At 63.5% G+C, this 22,928-nt stretch carries 23 protein-coding genes; 4 read left to right on the forward strand and 19 right to left on the reverse strand.

Features of this window, described 5'->3' with window-relative positions; translation table 11 throughout:
* Positions 1 to 115 precede the first annotated feature (115 nt).
* From AB7F49_RS03780 to AB7F49_RS03835, 12 genes are all read right to left on the reverse strand, one after another.
* On the reverse strand, positions 116 to 373 hold the full coding sequence (locus AB7F49_RS03780; RefSeq protein ID WP_428520480.1) for a type II toxin-antitoxin system Phd/YefM family antitoxin: 258 nt from the start codon (positions 371 to 373) through the stop codon (positions 116 to 118).
* A gap of 65 nt (positions 374 to 438) precedes the next feature.
* Complete coding sequence (locus tag AB7F49_RS03785) at positions 439 to 2,061, reverse strand: rhomboid family intramembrane serine protease (protein WP_428520482.1); 1,623 nt, start codon at positions 2,059 to 2,061, stop codon at positions 439 to 441.
* A 31-nt stretch (positions 2,062 to 2,092) separates the two neighbouring features.
* Positions 2,093 to 2,443: a HepT-like ribonuclease domain-containing protein gene (locus AB7F49_RS03790; protein WP_428520484.1), complete on the reverse strand. Its 351-nt coding sequence runs from the start codon at positions 2,441 to 2,443 to the stop codon at positions 2,093 to 2,095.
* Positions 2,443 to 2,754, reverse strand: coding sequence for a nucleotidyltransferase family protein (locus tag AB7F49_RS03795; RefSeq protein ID WP_428520486.1), 312 nt, complete (start codon positions 2,752 to 2,754; stop codon positions 2,443 to 2,445). Before AB7F49_RS03795 ends, AB7F49_RS03790 begins: the two co-directional genes overlap by 1 nt.
* 32 nt (positions 2,755 to 2,786) lie before the next feature.
* Positions 2,787 to 4,946 (reverse strand): methylmalonyl-CoA mutase, encoded by a 2,160-nt coding sequence (scpA, locus tag AB7F49_RS03800; RefSeq protein WP_428520488.1) that lies wholly within the window; start codon positions 4,944 to 4,946, stop codon positions 2,787 to 2,789.
* Positions 4,947 to 4,997: 51 nt separating this feature from the next.
* Positions 4,998 to 6,860, reverse strand: coding sequence for a methylmalonyl-CoA mutase family protein (locus AB7F49_RS03805; RefSeq protein ID WP_428520490.1), 1,863 nt, complete (start codon positions 6,858 to 6,860; stop codon positions 4,998 to 5,000).
* A 160-nt stretch (positions 6,861 to 7,020) separates the two neighbouring features.
* On the reverse strand, positions 7,021 to 7,524 hold the full coding sequence (locus AB7F49_RS03810) for a peptidoglycan-binding domain-containing protein (protein ID WP_428520492.1): 504 nt from the start codon (positions 7,522 to 7,524) through the stop codon (positions 7,021 to 7,023).
* 125 nt (positions 7,525 to 7,649) lie between these two features.
* On the reverse strand, positions 7,650 to 8,141 hold the full coding sequence (gene folK, locus AB7F49_RS03815; protein ID WP_428520494.1) for a 2-amino-4-hydroxy-6-hydroxymethyldihydropteridine diphosphokinase: 492 nt from the start codon (positions 8,139 to 8,141) through the stop codon (positions 7,650 to 7,652).
* A 20-nt stretch (positions 8,142 to 8,161) separates the two neighbouring features.
* Positions 8,162 to 8,572, reverse strand: a complete 411-nt coding sequence (folB, locus tag AB7F49_RS03820) for a dihydroneopterin aldolase (RefSeq protein ID WP_428520496.1) — start codon at positions 8,570 to 8,572, stop codon at positions 8,162 to 8,164.
* Complete coding sequence (folP, locus tag AB7F49_RS03825) at positions 8,569 to 9,336, reverse strand: dihydropteroate synthase (protein ID WP_428520613.1); 768 nt, start codon at positions 9,334 to 9,336, stop codon at positions 8,569 to 8,571. Before folP ends, folB begins: the two co-directional genes overlap by 4 nt.
* A gap of 185 nt (positions 9,337 to 9,521) precedes the next feature.
* On the reverse strand, positions 9,522 to 9,932 hold the full coding sequence (locus AB7F49_RS03830) for a DUF4332 domain-containing protein (RefSeq protein WP_428520498.1): 411 nt from the start codon (positions 9,930 to 9,932) through the stop codon (positions 9,522 to 9,524).
* A 36-nt stretch (positions 9,933 to 9,968) separates the two neighbouring features.
* Entirely contained in the window at positions 9,969 to 10,325 is a 357-nt protein-coding gene (locus AB7F49_RS03835) for a DUF2267 domain-containing protein (RefSeq protein WP_428520500.1), read from the reverse strand.
* A gap of 223 nt (positions 10,326 to 10,548) precedes the next feature.
* On the opposite strand from AB7F49_RS03835, the gene AB7F49_RS03840 reads away from it, so the two are divergent.
* Both AB7F49_RS03840 and AB7F49_RS03845 read left to right on the forward strand, forming a co-directional pair.
* A complete protein-coding gene (locus tag AB7F49_RS03840; RefSeq protein ID WP_428520502.1) occupies positions 10,549 to 12,309 on the forward strand; it encodes a helicase HerA-like domain-containing protein in 1,761 nt (586 codons plus the stop codon).
* 146 nt (positions 12,310 to 12,455) lie between these two features.
* Positions 12,456 to 13,850: a M20/M25/M40 family metallo-hydrolase gene (locus tag AB7F49_RS03845; RefSeq protein ID WP_428520504.1), complete on the forward strand. Its 1,395-nt coding sequence runs from the start codon at positions 12,456 to 12,458 to the stop codon at positions 13,848 to 13,850.
* A 36-nt stretch (positions 13,851 to 13,886) separates the two neighbouring features.
* Here AB7F49_RS03845 and AB7F49_RS03850 read toward each other — a convergent pair whose 3' ends face one another.
* Positions 13,887 to 14,750 carry a caspase family protein gene (locus AB7F49_RS03850; protein WP_428520506.1) on the reverse strand — a complete coding sequence of 288 codons (864 nt, stop codon included), beginning with the start codon at positions 14,748 to 14,750 and terminating at the stop codon, positions 13,887 to 13,889.
* A 316-nt stretch (positions 14,751 to 15,066) separates the two neighbouring features.
* A complete protein-coding gene (locus tag AB7F49_RS03855) occupies positions 15,067 to 16,647 on the reverse strand; it encodes a porin (protein WP_428520508.1) in 1,581 nt (526 codons plus the stop codon).
* Between the two features lie 377 nt (positions 16,648 to 17,024).
* Between AB7F49_RS03855 and AB7F49_RS03860 the strand changes: the two genes are divergently transcribed.
* Complete coding sequence (locus AB7F49_RS03860) at positions 17,025 to 18,083, forward strand: hypothetical protein (RefSeq protein WP_428520510.1); 1,059 nt, start codon at positions 17,025 to 17,027, stop codon at positions 18,081 to 18,083.
* A gap of 62 nt (positions 18,084 to 18,145) precedes the next feature.
* Here AB7F49_RS03860 and AB7F49_RS03865 read toward each other — a convergent pair whose 3' ends face one another.
* A complete protein-coding gene (locus tag AB7F49_RS03865) occupies positions 18,146 to 19,318 on the reverse strand; it encodes a sensor histidine kinase (protein WP_428520512.1) in 1,173 nt (390 codons plus the stop codon).
* Here AB7F49_RS03865 and AB7F49_RS03870 point away from each other — a divergent pair.
* Entirely contained in the window at positions 19,317 to 19,463 is a 147-nt protein-coding gene (locus tag AB7F49_RS03870; RefSeq protein ID WP_428520514.1) for a hypothetical protein, read from the forward strand. The two genes, AB7F49_RS03865 and AB7F49_RS03870, sit on opposite strands and share 2 nt — an antisense overlap.
* A gap of 31 nt (positions 19,464 to 19,494) precedes the next feature.
* Here AB7F49_RS03870 and AB7F49_RS03875 read toward each other — a convergent pair whose 3' ends face one another.
* From AB7F49_RS03875 to AB7F49_RS03890, 4 genes are all read right to left on the reverse strand, one after another.
* Positions 19,495 to 21,045, reverse strand: a complete 1,551-nt coding sequence (locus AB7F49_RS03875) for a caspase family protein (protein WP_428520516.1) — start codon at positions 21,043 to 21,045, stop codon at positions 19,495 to 19,497.
* Between the two features lie 98 nt (positions 21,046 to 21,143).
* Positions 21,144 to 21,404 (reverse strand): CopG family antitoxin, encoded by a 261-nt coding sequence (locus tag AB7F49_RS03880; protein WP_428520517.1) that lies wholly within the window; start codon positions 21,402 to 21,404, stop codon positions 21,144 to 21,146.
* A gap of 48 nt (positions 21,405 to 21,452) precedes the next feature.
* Positions 21,453 to 21,683 (reverse strand): hypothetical protein, encoded by a 231-nt coding sequence (locus tag AB7F49_RS03885; RefSeq protein WP_428520518.1) that lies wholly within the window; start codon positions 21,681 to 21,683, stop codon positions 21,453 to 21,455.
* Positions 21,684 to 21,893: 210 nt separating this feature from the next.
* Positions 21,894 to 22,898: a Bug family tripartite tricarboxylate transporter substrate binding protein gene (locus AB7F49_RS03890; RefSeq protein WP_428520519.1), complete on the reverse strand. Its 1,005-nt coding sequence runs from the start codon at positions 22,896 to 22,898 to the stop codon at positions 21,894 to 21,896.
* Between the last annotated feature and the right edge of the window lie 30 nt (positions 22,899 to 22,928).

The raw sequence follows: 22,928 nt of genomic DNA on the forward strand, positions 1-22,928 counted from the left end.
CAGTGCGCCGGTGCGACGGCCTCACCGTCCGGGATTGCATCGAAGAGGAAACCGGCGCTCGACTCGCTCCTTTCGCCGAGGAGCCACGCTACCACCACCGACGCGTCGACTACGATCAACGGCGGCCCTCTTCAATCGCCGTCTTGATTTCTTCGTGAGTCAAACCGAGGTTCAGTGTGCGACCGAGCTCCCGCAAGCTGGCGATGGCCTCCCGCCGCTGCCGGGATTCTTCGGACGAAAACTGCCTTTCGGGTCGCACCAGCTTGGCCACTGGTTTTCCGTGCCGCGTGATCATGACGTCGCGGCCTTTTTCCACCTCTTGCAGTAGCCGGGACAGGGTGGTCTTGGCTTCGAAAATTCCGACTGTCTTCATGGTGGAAATCTAGCTAGATTAGCTAGACTGGTCCAGTCAGCGCATAACGCATTGATATTACAATGCTATTCGCAAAGCTTGTTGTCGTCCAGCAATTCCCGGGTGGCGCCCTTGGCCCAGGCGCAGGTCGGCTTTGCCACGGCCTGCGCTTCCGGCAGCCGGTCCGGCGCCAGCACGACGGCCAGCGCGACCTGCATATGCATGGCGAATTCCGGGTTGATCACCTTGCGCCACAGATCGAACTCGGCGAGGCCCGCGCGCAATTCGCGTTCGGCCGCGGGCATGTCCTTGGCTTCGATCAGATCAACGGCACGGAAATAGCGGGGCCGCGGGTCGCGCGGATACTTCTTCATCAGGTCGATCGCACGCGATCGCCATTCCGCTGCGTTCTTCGGGGTTTCGCTTTCGGGAACGATCGACGCTCTCATCACTCCCTCGCGGTAATTCTGCGGCAACGCGGTGAACGCGAAGATGAACGCCGCCAGCCCCGCGATGCCGATCGCACCTCCGAAGCGCGCAAAGCGTGGATGCGCCTCGTCCTGGCGCCAGATCGCCAGCAGCAACCCGCCCATCACAACGCCGCCCAGCGCGCCGCCGGCATGCGCGGCGATGTCGACCTTGCCGCCCGATGATGTCACCGGGACCATCGATGCGACCAGCACATAGATCGAGTTCATCAGCAGCGCGGTGCGATCGGCTCCCTTCGGGAAATGGAAGGCGAGGACCAGCAGCGTCGCAAACAACGCCATCACCGCGCCGGACGCACCGACCGACACCAGATTCTCCGGATTGAACGCAAGCGAGAACAGCGCGCCGGAAATCGCGCCGATCACGAATGTTGCCGCAAGCCATGCGCGGCCGACCACGCCTTCGAGGATGCGTCCCGAGATATAGAGCGCTGCACAATTCAGCAGAAGATGCAGGACGTCGGCATGCAGAAGCGGGCCTGAAAACAGCCGCAGCCACTCGCCCTGCATCACCAGCGGGCGGTAGATGCCGCCGAAGGCCAGCAGCGTTTCGATCGAGGGCTGCAGGAACCCGGCCCATGGGTCGACGCCGAATCCGATTTCGGCTGCGAAAATCGCGCACAGCACCGCGATGATGCCCGTCGTCAGGTAGGGAAATCCCGGAGCGACATGGGCGACGGCCGGCGCCACCGGTGCAACCAGCCCGGTCTCGCGCGGCCGCGTCATCAGCTTGCGGATAAAGCCGGCGGGCGGCGTCCATGATCCGAACAGGGAATTGTTCCAGATCGTGTGATTGGATGGATCGACGATCCATCCGGATGGCTGCACCTTCGAAAAAATGCTGGACGGACGCATGGGTTTCAAGCGCTCGCGCGCGGTTGCGTCTTCAGGTCCGACTTCCATGATCTGGATTTTCACCGGCATCTTCGCGCGATGGATGCGCCCGGTATGTTGCAGGCAGGCCTTGCCGATGTCGCTGACCGCTTCCGCGGTGAGGCCGAAGGTCTTGCCGGGATTGGCCTCGCGGTCGATCAGGCAGACCAGATTGAGGCTGTAGCCGTCGTGATGCATGAGCGAGATATCGCAATTCTCGGCAAGCGGCGCGGCCTCGGCGACGAGGCCGATGGAATAACCTTGCTTGGCGACGAACTGCCTGGCGAGATAGGAGCAGAAGCTGTCGGGGGCGTCGGGCAGGATCGAATGCGGGATTACGTTATGCATGTCGGACATCGCGCGAATTCACTCACCCACGTCACCGCGGCGGTTTGGCGCGGTTTATCAGCTGCTCAATCACGGCTTCAAGCCTCGGAAGCTCCTCCGTATAAATGAGCCAAAGCAAGTCCAGGTCAATCTTGTGATAAACGTGACGTATGTGATTTCCGAGGTCGGCTACTCTGCGCCAGGGGATTTCCGAAAACTCATCTTTCCATTCTTGCGGAATGTGGCGAGATGCCTCGCTTGCGATCTCAAGAAAGCGTTCAAAGGCTGCGCGAACGGCGCGGTCGGTCGACAAAATGTCGGAGGACTTACCCTCCAGCAATTTGTTTATTTCGATAATTGCCGCTTTGATGTCCGTTAGGCGCCAGTAAGTTCGATCGGTCATTAGAAGACCTCGACAATATCGCTCTCGATTGTCTCGGCAATTTGAGGCTCCAGGCTCCGCTTCATGAAGATGTTTGCGGGAATCCCAAGCGAGTCTTCAATGGTGTGGGAAACCCCGACAAGATCAAGCAAGGAGAATTTTCGACCCGCCTCGACCTCGATCAGGATGTCGAGGTCGCTATCGGCGCGATGATCGCCGCGTGCGCGCGAACCGAATATGGCAAGGTGAGTTACGCCTTCAGCGCGGAGGGCGGATTCAAGACCGCGAAGCCCCGCCAAGACCTGATGACGACTTTGATCGGCGACACGCATATTCTCAGTCTACCCGATTCACGACGCCCGGCCTACTCCGCCGCCTTCTGCCCGTAGCCGAGCCGCGTGTTGAGCTTGCCGATCAGATCCTCGGCGGCTTCCGCGATCACCGTGCCGGGCGGGAAGATCGCCTCGGCGCCGGCGGCTTTCACCGCGTCCCAGTCCTGCGGGGGCACCACGCCGCCGACCACGATCATGATGTCGCCGCGGCCCTGCTTCTCCAGTTCGGCCTTCAGTTCGGGAACGGCGGTCAGATGCGCGGCGGCGAGCGAAGAGACGCCGACGACATGCACGTCGTTCTCGACGGCCTGGCGCGCGGCTTCGGCCGAAGTCGCAAACAGCGGGCCGATATCGACGTCGAAGCCGAGATCGGCGAAAGCCGATGCGATCACCTTCTGGCCGCGGTCGTGGCCGTCCTGTCCGACCTTGGCGACCAGGATGCGCGGCCTGCGGCCTTCGTCGGTCTCGAATTGCGCAACGAGCTTCTGAACCCGCTCGACGGCGTCGGACATTCCGCCGACCTCCCGTTTGTAGACGCCGGAAATCGCCTTGATCTCCGCGCGATGACGCCCGAACACGCTTTCGAGCGCCGATGAAATCTCGCCGACGGTGGCCTTGGCCCGCGCCGCGTCGACCGCCAGCGCCAGGAGGTTGCCGCCCTGCGTCGCGCCGTTGGTCAGCGCGGTGAGGGCGCTTTCGACCGCTTTCGGGTCGCGTTCTTTCCGCAAACGCCCGAGCTTGTCGAGCTGCAGCGTGCGCACGGTGGAATTATCGACCTTCAGCACGTCGATCTGCGCTTCGCTCTTCGGCTTGTATTTGTTCACGCCGATGACCGATTGCACCCCGGCATCGATCCGGGCCTGGGTCTTGGCGGCCGCTTCCTCGATCCGCAGTTTCGGGATCGACGCCTCGATCGCCTTCGCCATGCCGCCGAGTTCTTCCACTTCCTGGATGTGGCCCCAGGCCTTTTTCGCAAGCTCGTAGGTCAGTTTCTCGACATAGAACGAGCCGCCCCACGGATCGATGATGCGCGTGGTGCCTGATTCCTGCTGCAACACGATCTGCGTATTGCGGGCGATGCGCGCCGAGAAGTCGGTCGGCAAGGCGAGGGCCTCGTCCAGCGCATTGGTGTGCAGCGACTGCGTATGCCCCTGCGTCGCAGCCATCGCCTCGATCATGGTTCGCGGGACGTTGTTGAACACGTCCTGCGCCGCGAGCGACCAGCCCGAGGTCTGACAATGCGTGCGCAGCGACAGCGAGCGCGCGTCCTGCGGCGAAAACTCCTTCATGAGTTTGGCCCAGAGCAGCCGCGCGGCGCGCATCTTGGCGACTTCCATGAAAAAATTCATGCCGATCGCCCAGAAGAACGACAGCCGCGGCGCGAATTTGTCGATCGGAATGCCGGCCGCGATGCCGGCGCGTGCATATTCGATGCCGTCGGCGAGCGTATAGGCGAGTTCGAGATCCTGCGTCGCACCGGCCTCCTGCATGTGATAGCCGGAGATCGAGATCGAGTTGAATTTCGGCATGTTCTGCGAGGTGAACGCGAAGATGTCCGAGATGATGCGGAGCGACGGTGCGGGCGGATAGATATAGGTGTTCCGCACCATGAATTCCTTGAGAATGTCGTTCTGGATCGTGCCCGCAAGCTTTGCCGGCGGCACGCCCTGTTCTTCCGCGGCGACGATATAAAGCGCGAGCACCGGCAGCACCGCGCCGTTCATGGTCATCGACACGGTCATCTGGTCCAGCGGGATGCCGGAGAACAGCGTGCGCATGTCGTAAATCGAGTCGATGGCGACGCCTGCCATGCCGACATCGCCGGACACGCGCGGATGGTCGGAGTCATAGCCGCGATGGGTCGCGAGATCGAAGGCGACCGACAGGCCCTTCTGCCCGGCCGCGAGGTTGCGCCGGTAGAAGGCGTTGGAATCTTCCGCCGTGGAGAAGCCGGCATATTGCCGGATGGTCCAGGGCTGGTTGACATACATGGTCGGGTAGGGGCCACGCAGATAGGGCGCGATGCCGGGATAGGTGTCGAGGAAGTCGAGCCCGGCGAGATCGCCTTCGCGATAGACCGGCTTCACCGGGATGCCTTCCGGGGTCATCCAGTCGGGCGCAGCCGCACTTTCGGCCGCCGCGACCTGCGGGGCCTGCCAGTCGATGGATGCGAAATCAGGCAGCCGGGTCATGAATCCTCAACGCCTCAACCGCCGATACAATAGCACATTTTGTGCAGCGCATCACGGGGCTTTCCGCAGAACCTCATGCGCGGTTTCCAGCGTCGCCAGTGCATCACAGCCGGCGTAAATGAAAGCTTGTACCCCGGCCTGTTTCAGCGCGTCGGCAAGGTCGCCCGGCCGTCCGGCGAGATAGACTTGCTTTGCACCGGCCGCGACCAAAGCCTTCGCCGCCGCCGCGGCTTCGTTCTCATAGACCTCATTCGACGAGCAAAGGCAGGCGAGCGCGGCGCCCGACTGCCTGAACGCCGCGGCGAGATCGCCACCCGCAATCTCCATCGCCTCGATGCCGCCGGCCTCGAAGAAATTCTTCGCGAAAGTGGCGCGCGCGATGCTGTCGGCGGGCTTGCCGAGGGTGGCGAGAAAGACCTTCGGCCGCGCGCCGGTTTTCTTCAGCTTCGCGTCGGATGCGTCGCGGAGTTTTTCGAAAGGTTCGGCGAGACGGATGGCTGGCAGCGCTGCAAGCCCGGTCTGCTCCTTCCCAGCTTGCGGGGGAGAGTCTAGGAGGGGCGCAGGCATCAAGATATTCACCGCCATCTCCGCCAGAAACGGAAACTCGCTGGTGCCGGTGATTGGGTCCTTGCGCATCGCCACCGCGCTTTCGCGCGTGGTGCGGGTCTCGGCGACCTGTTTCTGAATCAGCCCGCATTCGAGCGCGGCTGCAATACCACCCGCCTTCTCGATCCCCTGAAACAGCGCCCATGCGGTACGGCAGAGGCCGTCGGTAAGAGCTTCGATCCCGCCGGAGCCTGCCGCCGGGTCCGCCACCTTCGCGAGGCTGGACTCCTCCAGCAGGACAAGCTGCGTGTTGCGCGCCACCCGCCGCGCGAAGCCATCGGGCAGGCCGAGCGCCGCGGTAAACGGCAGCACCGTTATGGCGTTGGCACCGCCGAGCCCTGCGGCAAAGGCCGCGATCGTTACCCGCAGCATGTTCACATACGGGTCGCGCTGCGTCATCATGCGCCACGCCGTCTCTGCCGCGATGAAGGCGGGCGCGGGTGTCAGGCCGCTCGCTTCCTCGACGCGCGCCCAGAGCTTCCGCAATGCGCGGAATTTCGCCATGGTCATGAACTGGTCTGCGTCGGCGCTCAGCCGGAAGAAGATCATCCGTCGCGCTTTATCTAGTGCGACGCCACCCGCTTCCAGCGCGCGCCAATATGCGACGGCAACGCTGAGAGCATAAGCCAGCTCCTGCGCTTCCGATCCGCCGGCACTATGGATCACGCGCGCATCGGCCACCGCGAACGGACCGCGAAAGCCTTCGTCGGCGAGCGTGCGGGTCATGCGCGCAAACAGTGGCGCGATCTCGCTCCACGGCACCGGCGCGGATGAACCCGCCGCCATCAGGCCGATCGGGTCGAAGCCGATGCGCAGGTCGCATGCGGCGGGGGCGAGCTTGCGCGCCGTGATGATAGCGGCGACATGCGCGGGCACGTCTTTCGCCTCGCGCGTGAGCATGAACTCGATCGGTGCGCCGGCATCGAGAAAGACGCCGTCGAGCAGCGTCGCGATCCCGTCAGCCGATACGTCGGTCCCGAAGCCTTGCGATCCGATCGCACCCGGACAGACCAGGACAAGCCCGTTGGCGCCATTCTCTAGGTCTTCCAGCGCCTGCCGGTTGGCCTCTTTCGGATCGGGGTGATCGACCCGCGCCATGATCTGCCATGGCATGCCCGGCGCGCGCCCGGTCAGGACATTGGCGTCGGCACGGCGCCCGTAAAGCGGGTCGATGCGCAGGCCGTCATAGGTTGTGCCGACGAGCTTCCTGTCGAACGGCGCCCCCTTCAGGACGCCGTCGACCAGCTTGAGCCATTGCTCGCGGGTCGCGGGCGGAAATTCGGATGCGAGGGGGAGGTCCTGGGCCATGATCGCAAAATGCCATGTTGCACCTTCGCTTCACAAGACACATGCAAGTTCGTCGCCAAAAACGGGCGAGGCCGTTGAGAATGGCAAAGGGTATGGGCCGCGGCGCCAACACGCACCGCGGCCCTGCCGGGTTCATTTCTCCCATTGGGGTCGAGAGGCGTCACTGAGCGGACGGACTTGTCTGCGGGTTGCCGTCCATGTCGCTTGCCTCAAGATTCGAATCGGCGGGTTCATTGAAGCCCGAGCCGGTGGTTTCGCTTGAGCCCGAACCCGTGGTGCTTGCGCCACCGCCGTTCATGCTGGAAGCGAAGTCAACGCCGAGGGCCGACAGCGTTTCCTCATTCAGCGCCTCGTCCGTGGACAGGTTGCGCTTCTCCTGGAAGTTCTGGACAGCGTCCCGCGTTTCCGGTCCCCACACGCCATCGACATTACCGGCGTCGAAGCCGTGCTTGTTCAGCGCCTGCTGAATCTGCCGGATCTGGGACTGATCCAGTTCCGACGGCGAAACGGACTGCGCTTTCTGCTGCTGGCTCCATTGCTGCGACGATTGCTGCTGCGATTGAGTGCGCGTCGGGTCCATTGTTCCCGACTGACCCCGATCGGCGGCCACCGCCGGCATGGCCAGAGCGAACGTGGCGACTGTGGCGAGCATGAGCGATTTCATGAGATTCTTCTCCTGTCTGCTCGTGAGTGCCACCCCTGCATGGCTAACGTATGGGTCGCGCGAGGGTTCACGATTCCCTGCCGGCTGTCGGAAGGAACTCCGCGCGGTTCTGTCAAGCCAGCGTGCTAGTGGTGAGACGACAGCTTCTCGATGCCGGTTTGATCGGCTGCCGCGAGTGCGTCGCGAATGCGCGTTCCCGAGAGCACGAGGTCCGGCGCGATCTCGATGAGCGGAACAAGGACGAACGCGCGCTCCAGCGCGCGCGGATGCGGCAGGGTGAGCATCGGTTCGTCCAGCGTCACCTCGTCATAGGCGAGAATATCGATGTCGAGGCTGCGTGGCCCCCAACGCGTTTCGCGTTGCCGGTCGCGGCCGAAGGCGCGCTCGACCTCATGTGCGCGGTCGAGCAGGCCGCGTGGCGACAGCCGGGTATCGACCGCGATACAGGCATTCACGAAGGGCGACTGATCGGTCACGCCCCAGGGCGGCGTGCGATAATCCGATGAGCGCCTCAGGAGCGCAACGTGCTCGCCGTCGCAGAAATCGGCGATGGCGCGCGTGATGGTGGCACCGACATCCCCGACATTGCCGCCGAAGGCGACGAAGGCGCGCGGCATGTCAGAACGCGCTCCACACGTTACTTCCCCCGGCCGCGCGTGATGATGACGCCGACATCATCGAAGGTTGCGGCAATCGGCGCATGCGGTTTGTGAACGGTGATGCTTACGCGGGTCACACGCGGAAATTCCTGCAAAAGCGCGTCGATCACGGCGCCCGCCGCAGCCTCGATCAGCTTGTAGGGCTTCTTGCAGAACGCCTCGGCCGCCACCGCGGCGACTTGATCGTAGGAAACGGTGTGTCGCAGCCGGTCGGAGCGAGCCGCTTCGCCGAGATCGATATCGAGCGTGATGTCGAGCTTGAAGCTTTGCCCGACCTTGCCTTCATGCGGCATCACGCCGTGATAGGCATGGAGTGCGAGACCCGAAATGAAGATCGTGTCGGTCTCGTTCACGATGCCCTTTACGATGTCCTTCACGATGTCCTTCACCTGGCTCTCCCGATCGCTTCGGCGACCCGCAGCGCCTGCATGGTCTCGAATACATCATGTGTCCGCACGATGACCGCTCCCTGCTGCACGGCAAGAAGATGCCCCGCGATCGACCCGCCAAGCCGCGCGGCAGGCTCCGACGGCACGATCGAGGAGATGAATCGTTTGCGCGACAGCCCGATCAGGATCGGCAGGCCGAAGCCATTCAGTCTGGCAAGCTGTGCAACGGCGATGACGCTCTGTTCCGGCGTCTTGCCGAACCCGATGCCGGGATCGATCACGATCTGATTGCGGCGCATGCCGGCGCTGTCGGCGATGGCAAGCGAGCGCTCGAAATAGCGGAGCATGTCATCGACGATATCGATCGCCGGATCAGCCTCGGCACGATTGTGCATGACGATCACCGGCACGCCATGATCGGCAACCACGCGCGCCATCTCGGGGTCGCGCTGAAGCCCCCAGACATCGTTGGCGATGGCAGCGCCCTGGCGGATCGCCCAGTCCGCGACGCTTGCTTTCATGGTATCGATCGAGACCGGCTTGCCAAGCCCGACCACGGCCGGCAACACCGGTTCCAGCCGCCCGCGCTCGATTTCGGCGGTGACCGGCTGCATGCCGCCATAGGGCCGCGTCGATTCCGCTCCCACGTCAATGACATCGGCGCCCTGCGCCACCATCTCGGTGGCATGCGCAATCGCGACCGCGGGATCAACAAAGCGGCCACCATCGGAAAAGGAATCCGGGGTCAGATTCAGAATGCCCATCACCGCGGTGCGCGACGGGGAAAGCAGGGTGTCGAGGCAAAGGCCGCGGGCTTCGATTGCGTTCGCCATGATCGCTCGCGTTGAACTTTCCGCTTGCCGCCGTGCCAGCGGGACCCGGGGCCGGGCACGCCGCATTCCCGCTCTCGCCGGAGCAGGCGCACCTCAGATAGGTCAATTCGAGCGGACTAGCGATAGCTGATCTTCGGCGGCAGCTTCTTCGCCGCCTCGACCCAACGTCCGACCGCCTTTTCGGTGGGGACCAGTCGCACCAGCTTGCGCTTGTCGTTTTCCTTGCGGATGGCGGCCGCGAGCTTGGCCGGGTTCCGATATTTCAATTCGCGCACGGTATCGACGCCGACGCGGCAAAGCAGCTCGGCATAGCCGGTGCCCAGTCCCTTCACGCGCAGCTTGTCGGCAAGGTTGGCGAACCGCAGGAGCTGCCGCGGCTCAATTCCGGTCTTGAGTGAGAGCGTCTTGCGGACTTTCGCGCTCTTCGCAGCTTCCAGCAGCTTGCCGGAAGTCCGGATGCCGGCCGAACGCAGACATTCGATCACGTCCGGGTCCAGACCATCCAGCTTTTTCAACGATTTCGACACGACTTCAGTCCCCGAACAGTCCGGCACGCGATCCGGTCAGGCAAATTGCGACAGGCCCGGAATCGCGCCGATCATTTCGTCGACTGCGTCATCGCCCATTTTTTCGCGCGCGAAGCCAAGGATCGTCCGTGCGATTGCCTGAACCTCGCCCATTCCGAGGCCAAGCCCCATCAACTGCGTGCCGACACCCATGATACCGCCCATGCCGAACGCGCCGCCCGAAGGGGCCGCCGCGGCCGCGGCTTCAGCACCGGGCACGGCATCAAGAAGCGGCTTCACCTTGTCCGCAGGCGCCTCCTTGATCAGAAACGCCAATATGATACCGACCGCCTGCTCGGCGACCTGACGGTCAATGCCGAGTTCGGCGACAAGTCGCCCGACGAGTTCGTCCATGCTTGCCTGCCCCTCCCGCACGAAAGACGGGTAAGCGATCATTGATAGTCGAAACGGGCATAAAGGAAATAGACCGCCTGACAAATATGCAACGGTGTGACACGCTCGCCACTATGAGCAAAGCGTGTTGATGACATTGCACTGCGATCGAAGGACAGTCGGCGTTGACCTGGCTTTCCCGACACCTCAAAAATGCGATTGATTTCAGGAAGGATGCGGGGCGATGGCCAAGTCTGCCAGCAAGTCTGCCAGCAAGTCGGCGAAGAAAAAATCCGTCAAGGCTTCCGCCGAGCCTGAAGCGGGCGGGCAGGGCAAGCCGGCGCGCAGGAATGGCACGAAGGCCGCGAAGGCGCCGGCGGCTGCTCCCATCGCGCCTGCAACCGCAGAGCCGGTCGAACCCGCAGGAACGATTTTCATCGGGCAAAGCGTCAAGCCGGAACGCATCCTGCTTGGGATGGCCAATCGCCACGGACTGGCAACGGGCGCTACCGGCACCGGCAAGACGGTGACGCTCCAGGTTCTGGCCGAAGGCTTTTCGCGCAATGGCGTGCCGGTCTTCGCCGCCGACATCAAGGGCGACCTGTCCGGCATTTCGGTCATGGGAGAGGCGAAGCCGTTCCTGGTCGAACGCGCGCAAAGCATGGGCCTGGAATACCAGCCGGATTACTCACCCACGATTTTCTGGGATTTGTTCGGCGAACAGGGCCATCCGATCCGCGCCACCGTATCCGAGATGGGCCCGCTTCTGCTGGCACGGCTGCTCGACCTCAATGACGTGCAGGAAGGCGTGCTCAACGTCGCCTTCAAGATCGCCGATGACGAGGGGCTGGCGCTCCTCGACTTCAAGGATTTGCGGACCATTCTCGATGCGGTCGCGCCGTTTTCGGGCAAGAAGGAGGCGGAGGAGGGCACCGGCAATCCGCAGCTCGATGCCATCAAGCGGGCGGTTGCCAGCTATGGCAACGTCACGAAACAGACCGTCGGTACCATCCAGCGTGCGCTGCTGGTTCTCGAGAACCAGGGCGGCGAGAAATTCTTTGGCGAGCCTGCGCTCGAACTCATGGATTTCATGAAGACCGACCGTGACGGCCGCGGCTATGTCAACATTCTCGCCGCCGACAAGCTGATGGGCAATCCGCGGCTTTACGCGACCTTCCTGTTGTGGCTGCTCTCCGAGCTGTTCGAGGAATTGCCGGAAGTCGGCGACCCGGAAAAGCCGAAGCTGGTGTTCTTCTTCGACGAAGCGCATCTGCTGTTCGACGAGGCGCCGAAGGCGCTTCTTGAGAAAATCGAGCAGGTGGTACGTCTCGTGCGCTCGAAGGGAGTCGGCGTCTACTTCGTCACCCAGAACCCGCTCGACGTCCCCGACAAGGTGCTGGCGCAGCTCGGCAACCGCGTGCAGCACGCGCTGCGCGCCTTCACGCCGCGAGACCAGAAGGCGGTGCAGACTGCGGCCACCACGTTCCGCCCCAATCCGAAACTGGACACGGCCCAGGTCATCATGGAGCTCGGCAAGGGCGAAGCGCTGGTGTCGTTCCTCGACCCAAAAGGTGCGCCGACCATGGTCGAACGCTGCATGATCCGTCCGCCTTGCGGACGCATGGGTCCGATCACGCCGGGCGAGCGCGCGGCCATCATGGCGAAGAGTCCGCTCAAGGGAAAATACGACACCACGATCGACTCCGAGTCGGCTTATGAGAAGCTCAGCCAACGGGTCGCGAAAGAGGCGGCACCAGCCGATCAGGCGGAAGACGACGGTGGCGGCATTGGCGGCTGGATCGGATCGATCTTCGGCACCAATCGCAAGCGCGGCGAACGGCTTTCGCCTAGCCAGGAGGTTGCACGAAGCGTGGCCCGTACGGTGACGACGACGGTGATCGGCGGCGTTGCCGCCTCGATCGGCAAGCAGATCGGCGGCCGGCACGGTGCGTCGGTCGGTCGCGCCATTGTGCGCGGGACGCTTGGGGGGATATTGCGGCGGTAACAAGGTCTCGCGTCCCGGACGCGATGCAGCACGCAGCGAAAGCGCAGTGATGCATCGCAGAGCCGGGACCCAGTTGAAACAGGTCCCGGTTCTGCGTAGCGGCATTGCATGCCGCAACGCGCCCGGGACACGAGCGCGGAGCAAGCATGACCCCTACCGAAGCCCTGCCGAAAGTCCTCGACCACATCGATGCCGATCTCGACGCCTCGCTCGCGCGGCTGTTCGACTTCCTCAAGGTCCAGTCGATCTCGACCGATCCGGCCTATGCCGATCAGTGCAAGCGCGCTGCCGATTTCGTCGCCAAAGACCTCGCAACGCTTGGCTTGACGTCCGAAATCCGCCCGACCGGCGGCCATCCGTTGGTGATCGCCAAGCCCGAGAAGCAAAACGGCGGGCCGCGCGTCCTGTTCTACGGTCACTACGATGTGCAGCCGGTCGATCCGCTTGAACTGTGGAAGACGCCGCCCTTCGATCCGCGCATCGAGGATCTGGGCAATGGCCGCAAGATCATCGTGGCACGCGGCGCCTGCGACGACAAAGGCCAGCTCATGACCTTCGTCGAGGCGTGCCGCGCCTGGAAGGCGGTGACCGGCACATTGCCGCTCGACGTCACGGTGATGATCGAGGGCGAGGAGGAATGCGGCTCGAAGTCGCTGTTTCCGTTCGTCGAGAAGAATGCCGACGAGTTCAAGCTCGATCTGGCGCTGGTCTGCGACACCGGCATGTGGTCGCCGACCACGCCTTCGATCACCACCTCGCTGCGCGGCCTCGTCTATGAGGACGTCATCGTGACCGCGGCCGACCGCGACCTGCATTCGGGACTGTTCGGCGGTGCCGCACAGAACCCGATCCGCGTGCTCACCAAGGCGCTGGCCGCGATCCATGACGAGAACGGCCGCATCACGATTCCGGACTTCTATGACGGCGTCCCCGAATTGCCGCCCGACATCAAGGCGGATTTGAAAGCGCTGGACCTTACGCCCGCGGAGTTTCTCGGCCAGGTCGGCCTGAAAATCCCCGCGGGTGAACAGGACCGCATGCTGATCGAGATGATCTCGACCCGACCGACCTGCGACGTGAATGGCATTATCGGCGGCTATACCGGGGAGGGCGCCAAGACCGTGATCGCCTCACAGGCGAGCGCCAAGGTTTCGTTCCGGCTGGTCGGCAATCAGGATCCGGTGAAGGTGCGCGACGCGTTCCGCGATTTCATCCGCGCGCGCATCCCCGCCGACTGCAAGGTCGAGTTCGAGAACCACGGTCTCGCGCCCGCCCTGCAGCTTCCGTTCGACAGCCCGGCGATCCTGAAGACGCGGCAGGCGCTGCAGGACGAATGGGGCGCGAAAGCGGTGACTGTCGGCGCCGGCGGCTCGATCCCCATTGTCGGCGATTTCAAGCGCGTGCTCGGCATGGATACGATCATGGTCGGATTCGCGCTGGACGACGACCGCGTGCATTCGCCGAACGAGAAATACGACCTCGCCTCGTTCCACAAGGGTACGCGCTCGTGGGCGCGGATTCTGGCGGCACTCGCAGCCTGAGGCGCATCCGACGGTTGCGTCGACAATCCTTTGCGATCAGCGGACCGCTTGGCCGGACGGAAGCAGTTGCAGGTCGCGCTCGACATAGCCGTAGAGGACCGGCGTCTGCGCGCCTTTGGTCGCGTCCACGACGTCGTCGCGCACCCGGTTCGCGGCATCGCGAATGCCCTGCCCGGGCGCGGCGAAATGCCTGACGAACGCGGTGGCGAACGGGCTGAGCGTCCCCTCTCCATCCTGCGCCAGTTCGTAGGGCGTGGATGAATAGAAGATCGGAGCGTTCTCGGTCACCGGCAGCATCGGCTCGGTTCGCGCCTTCGGGTCGGCATCGAGCTCGTCCTGGCAGGCATCGATCGCAATCAGCTTGACCCGTGCCGTGCGCGGGACTGCCGCCTGCAGGTCGTCGAGCGTTAATGCGATTCCGGCCTTGGCCTGATCGAGGGTAACATCGGTGGCGAACAGAAGCCGCTTGCTTTTCAGGCGCACGCCCTGTCCGGCAAAATAGATCAGGGCAATGTCCTTGCCCTCGGCGGCTGCATTGAACTCGCCCAGCGTGGCGCGAAGCGCCCGATCATCCGGATCGTGCGCCACGATCACCTGGTCGAATCCGGCGGCGCGAAGCATGTCCGCGACCGCGGTGGCGTCGTTGACGGCATTCTTCAGCTTCGGCAGATTCTGATAATTGTTGATGCCGACGACCAGCGCCACGCTGCCCTTGCCAGCGACCGAGTCCGGGACCCGGATTGCCGCCCATCGCTGGAGCGGCCCCTGAACGGGGCGCATGACGGCCGCGCTATCCATGATCGCCGTGCGAGCAACCTCCCGGTCGGCAAGCGCGGGAAACGCATTCGCCACCAGGCACGCAACCGCGATGAAAGAACTGAAGAAGTTGGTCGGACGCATCGTGTTTCCCTCTGGATCGCCGACCACGCAAGTTATCCGTGTGTCCGCTCCCGCGAAAGCAGGAAGATGCGCGATAGCGCGATTGTGACGTGTACCATCGCTGCTGCGTTTCGCTTCCGTGGGCGGTCTCGCCGCAAGCCTTTCCACCGTGAGGGCATCGGCGAAATGCCGCTGCGCGCCCTGCGCCCGGGATGCTTTCCAAGCAAGCTGGTTTCCGCGGAGCGATGCGGAAACCAGCTGTCTGGCTCGATCATGCGGGTTCTTCACATGGAGGTTGCAAAGACCTCGGCCGCGGGGTCGGCCGATTGAGGAGCAGTTACGGCCAGAAACTACGATGCACGCGGAGCGCGGCCGACCAGACCCCCAGGTCGTCGAGCGCATACGAGCCGATGGAAAGCCCGTTATTGGGCGTGGTCAGAGTTCCCGTCGCACCACCAAACGCCGTGTCGACCTGCGTATAGGCAACTTCAACGCCGACATCGAGATTGCGCACCGGATTCCACATCGTGCGTGATGATACACGCCACGTCGACCAGTCGGGATCGCAGCTTGCGGTATCGCTGATGACGATTCCGGAGCCGATGCAACGGTTGCCGAGATTGGCGATCAACACCTTCGCCGCCTCGCCGTACTGAACGCTCATATAGCCGAATACCCATGAGGTTCGCAGGCTGGGTGTCCAGTAATGCTGGAAAGCGATCGAGCCGCCCCAGGCCTCGGTCAGTTCGATCTCGCTGATGCCGCCGCCATTGAGTCCGACGCCGCCGAACACCGCGTCGTTGAAGGCGCCGAGCGCGATGCCACCGCTCTGGTGCAGAGCGTTGTTCGAGTTCGCAAACGCGACGTAGCTCGACGCGCCCTTCGAATATGCGATCTGTCCGGACAAGGTGTCCTTGGAGTCCCAGGGCATCTTCAGCGTCATGCCGGCGCCGATTGCCCAGCCCCATTTTTCGCCCGGGTGACCGCATGCTGTCGTGTTGTTGCCCGCACCATTGCAGGTCGCCGTACTGGTGTTGAAATTGTAGCGCGCACTGACCTGGTGTAGCGCGCCCATGATCTGGGCCGACCCCCACGCCTGATCGACGCGCAGATTTCCGACAATGTCGGGAGCCCGGGCTCCCTGACTGTCGCTGGTATTTGTCGAGGTGAACGGAGCGGCACCGAGGACACCTGCGGTATTGCCCGCGGCCGCTGCGTTTCCAAGATCGACAACGCCCTTGCTGTGGGCCTGCGCGTCTTCGAACGAAAGCGTGGACGACAGGCCACCGCCCAACTGCCACGTATAGGCGGCGAGATTCATGCCGGTCGATGCAGTGCCGCCGTCAAGGGTGGCCGTGATGAGTCCCCAGGACGAGCTGTTATACAGCGTGAAGAAGGTCTGCGAGCGGCCGATGGTGAAACCGGCAAACTGGATGAAGGCTCGCTCCAGAGCGACCGATATGCTCGGCGCCAGGCTTTGATTGATGCCGTTTCTGGCATTGACGCCGAAATTCAGATACGACCGCAGGGTTCCGTATTCGGTCTGCGTGCGTGCATCCATTGTGAGCCGGAAACGGCTCTGCATCGCAAACGCGTTGACATGACGATTGAACACGCCGGTGGCGTTGTTGACCGGATAAGCGCCCTGCGGAGCGTTGTAATAGGCTTCGAAACGGACATAGCCGCCAATTTTCACGCAGGTATCGGTTCCGGGGATATAGTAATAGCCCGCGCCATAGGCGGTGCAGACATATTCGATGGCCTTGGCCTTCATCGGAAGATCGGCCGATTGCGCCGCCGTTGCCACAAACACGCTCGCCGTGGAGGTGACGAATATTGCCTTGATCCATTTCATCGTGAGCCACCGTTCTTTCCAGATCATGCTGCACTTGGCATTGCGTTCTGCCGTGTTCTGCATGTCGGTGCCGAATCACGTGCGAATGACACACGCATAGGTGCTGAGAGAGAGACGTCGATGTCCGCCGGAGTTCCTGTCGCATCCCTGTCGTGCTGCGAAGCGCCACGATGTGCTGCGGATAGCATCTGTGGCGACATTCTTGTCGGGGTGAAGGCGTGTTGATAGTCGCATCGACGCGGGCATGAAGGGCGTAGCGTTGCAACCCAGCGACGAATGCGGGTGCTGACTTGTGCTCGCGTGTTGGGAAGTGTGTCGAAATGTCCCGCTTGCCTCGGCCGGCGACACCGCGCTCCGCTTCGTTTCCGTGCGCGGTCTCGCCGCAAGCCGCGGCCGCCGGTTTCGTCCTAATCTGTCGTCAGCGCAGGGGAGGCCGGCTGGTGAGCGTGTTCGACGATGTGCCCGAACCGTTTCCGTTCGAGGCGGACGTGTCGAAGCGTCCGGTCAGCGTGGTGCTGCGAGGCGATCCGGCCGACCGTTACATCGTGGGCTTTCTCGGGCTGTTCTGGCTGGCCTTCGGTTCCGTCGTTACGGTGGCGGCTTCGCTGCTCGCGCTCGCGAGTATGGGGCTGCAAGCCTACGGGCTTCCGGCCACGGCGATCGCGGTGGCCTGCTATGTCGCCGCGGTCGTCTGGTACTTGTGGCCGGAATTCAATGCGGGCTTTCGCACCGTTACCGTCGACATTTCCGACGAGCGCGTGGACGTTAAGGAGCGCGACCTGATCCGCAAGACGGCGTGGTCGCATCCGCTTTCCGGCTTCGAGGGGGTGGCGCAGATCAACATGGGCACGCGCCTGGTCGGCGAAACGAAAATTCCGCTGCTCAGTGTCGTGCTGAAGCATCCGGACCCGGCGCGATCGGTCCCGCTTGCGATCGGCGAACCCGGCAAGATCGGCCGCCGCACGGTCGTGCGCAAGGCCAAGCAGCTCGGGCTTCCGGCGATCGAGGGCATCGGCGACGAGACCGGGGCCGCCGCCTATCCGCCGGATACCATCGTGGTCAACCGCTGGCAGGCGCTGAAGGTGAGGCTGCTGTACTGGGGCTTCGTCGGTGCCACCTTGCTGTTTGCCGGCGGCACGCTCTGGCAGCATCTCTACACCACAATCGATCCGGCCTGGCCGATACTCGCGGTGATCGGCGTCGGGGTGAGTGTGGCGATGCATGTCTATGTGCGGAAATATGTGATCGGCATGAAGGAGCGCGATGGCGAGATCGCGGTTTGCACGGCCTCGCTGCTGTTTCGCTGGCATCGCTTTCCACGCAGCCGCGTCCGCTCGCTCGACTATCGTGCGGGCCGCATGACCACGCCGCGCCACTCGGTCAACGCGCCATGGGTGACGATGCGGGTCGAGGGGTGCAGGTTTGCGTTCATGATCGACATGCAGTCGGATTTCGTGGACATGCGAAAGTTGAGCGCGCTGGGTCTGGCCCGGAAATAGCGCGGCATCTTTCGGCTCTGTTTGCGCGCAGGCTCAGGTTGACGACGCGGGTCGCGGCGCTGTCAGTGCTGCAGCTTGGCCAACGGTGCGGAGATGACCACCCGAAGGCCTGCGCCGTCCCAGTGATGGGTGATTCCGGCGCCAAGGCTTGTGAGGGTCGACGTCACGAGAGTCGAGCCGAAGCCGCGCTTGTCCGGAATACTGACCGCCGGGCCGCCGATCTCCTGCCAGTCCACGATGACGACATGATCATCCTGCGTCCAGCGCACGCGCACCGTGCCACCCTCGCGGCTCAGCGCGCCGTGCTTGGCCGCATTGGTCGCAAGCTCGTGGAACACCAGCGCGATGTTGTTGGTCGCATGTTCTCCGAGCCGCACGTCCGGCCCGCCGATATCGGAATCGCCATGATAGGGGCGCAGGATGCGGGTGATGATCTCGCCGAGCGGGATATGCTGCCCCTTGCCGGTCTCGCTGAACGAGCGCCTCACGAGCGCGTGCGCTTCCGCCAGCGCCTGCAAACGGCCGGTGAGACTGTCCGCAAGCTGCTCCTTGCTTGCCGCGTTGCGGGCGCTGACGCGGATCAGGCCATTGGCGATGGCGAACACATTCTTGACCCGGTGACTCATTTCCTTGGTCAGGGTGGCCTGCTCGTCCAGTGACTTTCTCAGCTTCTCTTCGCTCTGAATCATGCGAAGCGCAATCCCGGTAAAGGTCGCGAGTTCGGTCAGGATGCGGGCATGGCCGCTGTCGAACGGCTGCCCGACCCGGGCCACCACCCATAGCGTTCCAAGCGGCGTGCCGCCCTTGATGAAAAGCGGAACGAGCAGCACTTCCGGCACGCTGATATTGGCGTCGCTGATCCAGTCATAGACGCGCTCCGGTCGCTCCATGAGGATGGCGCCTTCCTGGTCGAGGCACACGCCGCAGGGCGAATGATCGCGCGGCGTGGTGGCACCCTCGAACGCAGACAGCGCACCCTGCAGCCCCAACCAGCGAAACAGCTTCGCGTCCGCATCCAGAACGCTGACGCCTGCGGAATCCGCCTCGCACAATTCCATCGCAAGCTTTACCAGGCGAGGCAGCACCTCGCCGGGATGCTCCGCCATCTCGTTGGCAAGATCCTGGATGGCGAGTTTCTCGCGCAGATGATCGGTGCGGGCCTCCGGGCGGCTGCCGAGCCGGTCGGTGATGAAGACCTCCGCGATCGCGGCGGGAATGGTGTCGATCTGTTCCATGAACCTGCCCAAGCGCGATCACATTCGCACACGTGCGGGAACTTGGCCATGGATTGAACGGATACAAGGACCTGATGTCCGTGCGATGCATGTGGCTCGAAAAAATGTCGGCATCAATACGTCAAAAGACGCAAATTTCACCTGAAGGTCCGCCGTCCATTAAGACACACGGCTCGCTATGGCGATACCAGGGAAAACTGCGCCTGCGCAGCGCCGTAGATCGCCGGGTTCTGCTGGCGTTTGGTCGCCGCCGAAACGTCGCGCTGCACTTTGGCGAAGGCCTCGCGAAGGCTGGCGCCGGGCACCTTGAAATGCCGCACGAAAGCCTCGGTGAACGGACTTTGAATACCGCTGCCGTCGCTGGCGCTTTCGGTCGCGCCCGATGAATAGATGACGACGGCGCCGCGCGGGTCGAGCGCATCGGCACCGGGCTTCGCCGGCGCGGATTCCTTGAACGCTTCCTTCTGGTCGGAATCGATCACCACGATCCTGCGCGCGGCACCCTTGGTGGCGTCGATCAGTTCCGACAGATTGACGCCCTGCTGCAGGATGGACGCCACGGTCAGCGCCTTCGACCGGAAATCGCTGCCGAGCAGCAGCCGGTCGGCCGCCACGCGGGTGGCGTGGCCGGAATAGAACACCATGGCGACCTCCGCGCTCGCCGCACTTCCTGCAAAGTCGCGAAGCGCCACGCGCATGCCTGCGCGCGTGAGATTGTTGCGGCTTACGACGCGGTCGAATCCCGCGTCCCGCAGCATGCGCGCCACGGCTTCGACATCGTTGCTGGGGGTCACCAGGTCGACATGGTTCGGATACTCGCTGTTGCCGATCAGCAAGGCGGTGCGGCGCGCAACCGGCGCCGCCGGCTGCGGCTGGACCGGACCCGGAATGCGCGCGCCGGATTCTGCGCCGCCCGCTGGCGGCCGCGCGGCGAGATAGACCCGCCCGCCGCGGGTCTGGTCGTAATAGGCCGGATATTGCTGGTGCCCGATGGTCGCGGCGAGTTTGGCGACCTGCTCGCGCATGTCGATGACGATGTCGGCCAGATGCGTGTCGGTGCGTGCCAGCGCCGGCAGCAGCGCCCGGGTGAACACCGAATTCGGCGACCGGTCGTTGTCGTCGAGCCGGTCGAGCGCCGCCTGTCCGAAGCCTGCGCTGTAGATCGTGAACACGCCTTCGGCTTCCGCGCCGCGCGCCAGCCCGGTCCTGGTGCCGAGGGATCGCGTCAGTCCCGCCTGCCTGAACGGATTGTCGCGGCAGGCGTCCAGGATCATCACCATCACGCGCGGCTTGGCGGCCTGGATATCGCCGACGATGTCGGTCTCGCCGAGCGCGAGGTTGCGCGCCCGGCCTTCCTCGCCGGGCCGCATCTCGGGGACATCGGTGGGCATCAGGTAGTTGCCGCCCGCAATCGAAACGCCGTGGCCGGCGAAGAACAGCAGCGCAGTGTCGCCCGGCTTGATCGCCTGCACGAACCGGAAGATGTGCTCGACCATGCGGGTGCGGTCCAGATTCTCGCCGCGCATCACCTTGAAGCCAATGCTTTCGAGGGTGCTCGCCACCGCGCGCGCATCGTTGACGGCTTTGACAAGCTGCTGCTCGGCGGGAAGGTTCGGATAGCGGTCATTGCCGATGACCAGCGCCACCCGGTCCTGCGCAACCGCCCCCGGCATGGCGACCGCGAACCAGGAGACGAAAGCCGCCAGCAGCGTGATGATCGGACGCATCGTGCACTCCCTCGGGTGAGCATATCCCGGCTCCGCCGCCCTGCAAGGTCGCGGGGCGTTTTGAAGCAGGCGGGCGGGAACTTCCGGTGAGGGGGCGGCTACGATGCCCTCTTCGCTGCAACCGCCTTTTCGAGCGCCTGCCGGATGAAGCGCTGATACGGCACGCCCTGCTTGGCCGCCTTGCTCTTGATCGCCTTGAGCAGGTCCGTCGACAGCCGCATGTTGACGCGGGCGGCCTTCGGCGCAAACTCGAACTGAACCGGCTTGAAGCCGGACAGATCGAAGGCCGTCAGGTCGGCCGTCGCGACAAAGTTCTCGGCAGCCTTATCGCTTCTGAGCTTTGGCAGTTTCTTCTTCATAATGCCTGACCTCCTTGGCGTGCATGAAGCGCGCGCTGATCGGCCGGATCAACATCTCGCCGGCGAGTTCCCGCAATGCAAGGACGAGAAAAATGTGCCGTCCATCTGCGTTGCGCCGATCGCCTTGTAGCGTTCTTCCGAACGAGATCGGCCGGGTGAGGGAAACACGGCGATCTGTCCGCCGAACAGCGCCTCGATGTCGCGAACGGACACGCCGTGGTCGCGGCACTTTTCCTCGTTGCCTGCGTCCCGGTCGAAGCCAGCGACCTTCGGAAGCATAACGAAGTCTAACTAGCGAGGTCTTTTCTGTCCTTTTCCCTCTCCGAGCGAAGCGGTCGCGCGGGTGGCTGCGCCAACGGGCCCGCGCATTACCTGGATGCCGATGCCTCCATTAACTGGTCGACAACCCGAAGCACGGACGGTCAGTCGGCTATCTGAACGCTACGGATTTCAAACGAGTTGCGCCACCGAAACCGGGATGCCGGTTCGCTATTCGAGTTTCACGCCGGAATTCTCGACGATCGCTTTCCACTTGGCGCGGTCGTCCCGGAGAAATGCGGCGAACTCTTCCGGTGTGCCACCCGCGGCATCAAGGCCGTTTGCCTGCAGATGCTCTTTCTTGAATTCAGGCGAGCGCACGATAGCGGTGATCTTGGCCGCGAGCTTGTCCACAATGGGTTTGGGCGTTCCCTTCGGCGCGAACATGCCGAACCACCCGACCGACTGGAATTCGCCGAAGCCGGCTTCAGCAAAGGTTGGGACTTCAGGAAGCAAATCCGAACGATGCGGCCCGGCGATTGCGATCGCAACCAGCTTGCCGGACCGGATATGTCCAAGCGGCGTGGCGACGCTGGCCAGCATGTACTGGATCTGGCCTTGCAACATGTCGACGACCGCCGGCGCGACGCCCTTGTAGGGAATGTGGACGGCCTTGACGCCCGCGAGCCGGTTGAATTCCTCGGTCAACAAATGCGGCTGGCTGCCGACGCCAAACGAGCCGTAGTTCATCTTGCCGGGATTGCCTTTGGCATAGGCGACGAATTCCTTCAGCGTCTTCGCCGGAACCGACGGCGTTGTGACCAGAATTTGCGAGAAGGTCACCAGCGGCGTGATCGGAACGAAATCGTCCTGCGGATTGTAGCGGAGCTGTTTGTAAAGCCACGGATTGATCGACATCGCCGGATCCGAAGCCATCAGCAAGGTGTAGCCGTCCGGATCGGCCTTGGCGCCGGCCATCGCGGCGATCTGGGTGTTCGCGCCCGGCATGTTGTTGATGACAATCGGCTGACCCATGTCCTCGGACAGCTTCTTGGCGACCGCGCGAACCAGAACATCGGAGACGCCCCCAGCCGAGAAAGGAACGATGATCTGGATCGGTCGCGAGGGATAGTCGGCCGCCGGGTTCTGCGCCGATGCCGGCCCGGCGCTGCCAAGCATGACAGCCGCGGCCAGGAATGGCGCAAGTTTCAGAATGGCCCGTTTCGACGTCAGCATGGATTCCTCCCTTTGTGCTTGTTTTGTTGA

This window comes from Pseudorhodoplanes sp. (assembly GCF_050250235.1).
Lineage (GTDB): Bacteria > Pseudomonadota > Alphaproteobacteria > Rhizobiales > Xanthobacteraceae > Pseudorhodoplanes.